The sequence below is a fragment of the Dietzia sp. B44 genome, assembly GCF_014145245.1.
Taxonomy (GTDB): Bacteria; Actinomycetota; Actinomycetes; order Mycobacteriales; family Mycobacteriaceae; genus Dietzia; species Dietzia natronolimnaea.
The window spans coordinates 9648-12148 of the sequence record NZ_JAALEF010000206.1; the positions used below are offsets into that span (position 1 = coordinate 9648).

2 protein-coding genes and 1 pseudogene are annotated in these 2501 nt (G+C 70.0%); all 3 read right to left on the reverse strand.

Going from position 1 to position 2501, the window contains the following annotated elements:
* On the reverse strand, window positions 1-1220 hold a 1220-nt coding region (aztD, locus tag G6017_RS07710), incomplete at its 3' end, for a zinc metallochaperone AztD (RefSeq protein ID WP_182616796.1).
* 27 nt (window positions 1221-1247) lie between these two features.
* Entirely contained in the window at window positions 1248-2168 is a 921-nt protein-coding gene (gene aztC / locus G6017_RS07715) for a zinc ABC transporter substrate-binding protein AztC (RefSeq protein ID WP_182616776.1), read from the reverse strand.
* Window positions 2165-2501 (reverse strand): annotated as a pseudogene (locus G6017_RS07720) (ABC transporter); the annotation flags it as partial. The gene aztC and the pseudogene G6017_RS07720, both read right to left, overlap by 4 nt.

The following is a 2501-nucleotide window of genomic DNA, read 5'->3' on the forward strand; positions in this document are numbered from 1 at the left end:
CCCAGCGCGACCGCCATCTCGTTCGGCGCACCCGGGGTCTGGCCGGACGCGACGACCTCACCGGTCGTGAGGTCGACGGCGTAGACGGTGTTCTTCGCCGGCTCGCTCACGTAGGCGATGTCCCCGTTCACGACGATGGACGGGTGCGCGTCCTGCCACTCCGCCGGACCCTCCCAGGGATCGATCACGTCGTAGGTCTCGGTGATCTCGCCGGTGGCCGGGTCGATCACGTGGATGGCACCGTCGGTGCCGAGCAGGTAGGCCATGTCGTTCGGGCCGCGCACGACGTCGCGCCAGGTGTACCCGACACCCTCCGGCAGGTCCACGACCTCGTGGGTGCGGGCCTCGGTGTCGATCAGTGCGATCTTGCTGAGCAGGACGCTCTCGGCGTCCGGGTCGTCCTTGTAGTCACCCACGACGAGCGGGCTGTCCTCGCTCACGTACGCGTTGCCCATGCGGCCGTACTCATCGGCGGCCGTGATCTTCTCGAACTCCCCGTCCTGGTAGATCAGGGCGCCGTCCTCACAACCGAAGATCACCGTCTCCCCGGCAGCGGTGCCCTCGCCGTGGACGCCGGGGCACTCCTCGTTGCGGGCGATCTCCTCGCCGTCGGCGTCGACGGCGAACGCACCCGTGCGGCCCTCGTCGTTACCGATGGTGGTGAGGAACGTGCCGTCGGTCAGCACGATCGAGACACCGTGGTGGGCCTGGTCGCCGGGGACGGTCTCGAACTCGGGGAGCTCGCCGCCCGAGTCGGCGAGTGCCGCGGTGTCAAAGATGAAGGTGTCGCTGGTCCCGTCGTCGTAGAGCACCGTCTTGCCGGCGTGGCGGACGACGTGCGCCGGGGTGTCGGCCTCGATCACCAGGTCGGTGAGCTCGGGAACCGAGGTGTCGAGCACCTGGAACCCGTCGGACGTGGTCACCAGCACGGTCTGCCCGTCGCCGAACGCGTTCAGGCGGGTGAACTCCTCGGTCTCGAACTCCTCGATGACCTCCAGGGTCTCACCGTCGAGGACCGCGACGCCGTTCTCGTACGCCACGGCCAGGCGGTTCTCCGAGGAGCCCGCCTCCGAGGCCGCTGAGGTGGTGGTGGCGGTGTTCTGTGCCTCGGCGTCGTCCGCATCGGCGTCGCCGCCGCCGGTGCCGCACGCGGTGGCGAGCAGCGCTGCCGTCGCGAGCATCGCGACCGCTCCGGCCCCGCGGGTGTGTCGTGTTCTCATCAATCGTCCTTCTTGATTCGTAGGTGGTCAGGTGGAAAGCCCGTCGACGATGCGCTCGGTGTTCGCGCGCATCATCTCCAGGTAGCTGGGGGCGCCCTGTCCCGGTTCGGTGAGCGACTCGGTGAACAACTCGATCACCCGGGTGTCGATCCCGGCCTCGCTCGCGAGTACCTGCACCAGCCGGTCAGGCTGGGAGGACTCGGCAAAGATCGCGGGGACGCCGGCCTCGGTGATCGCCGAGGCGAGCCCGTCGAGGTCGGAGGCGCTGGGGGAGGCGAGGGTGGTCCCGCCGGGGATGGCCGCGCCGAGGACGCGGAAGTCGAAACGCTCGGCCAGGTAGCCGAAGACGTGGTGGTTGGTCACGAGGGCGCGACTATCGGCGGGGATGGTGGCGAAGGACGCGGTCATCTCGTCGTCGAGCTCGTCGAGCTCCTCCCGGTACCGGTCGGCGCCCGCCTCGACGGCAGCCCGGTCGATGCCGTCGACCTCCACCAACTCGGCCTCGAGCGCGTCGACCACCTCGACCATGCGGGCCGGGTCTGTCCAGAAGTGCGGGTCGGCGGTGCCGCCGGCGTCCCCTTCCGAGTAGTCGATGACCTCGATCCGCTCCCCCGCGACGAGCATCGGCACGCCGGTGTCCGCCACCCGGTCGAGGTGCTGCTGGAGCCCCTCCTCGAGCCCCAACCCGTTGGACACCACCAGGTCGGCGCGATCCATCAGGCTCGCCTCCTGGGCGGAGATCTCGAACGAGTGCGGGTCGGCGTTGCGCTTCATCAGCGTCGTGACGTCGGCCGCCTCCCCCACCACGTTCTCCACCACGTCGCCGAGGATGTTGGTCGTCACGACGATCGTCGGATGGTCGTTCGTGGCGCCGTCCACCATCGCGCACCCGGACAGGGCCAGTCCCGCGGTGACGAGCACGGCGGACAGCACCGAGCGCCGCCTCATCGTCCGGTCTCCGCGACGAAGTCGGGCGAGGTGGGTGTCTCCAGGCTCCGGGCGACTCGTGCGTCACCCCGGTAGTCGATCTCGTGGACGACCCCCGCGACGGGGTCGTTGACATACGCCCGCTCCCGATCGACCGTGAGCTCGATCCTGGCGGCGGTCTCCGGGGTCGCGACCGCCTCGGCCAGCAACCCATCGGTGGCAGCGATCTCGGCCCCGGCCTCGCCGTCGAAGACGCGGATCCGGCCCTGCCGGTCCACCGCCACCACGTGGGAGTCGTCGTCGCTCGCGGCGGAGACCTGCACCAACGGCGCCTCTGTCGGCACGAACCGCCAC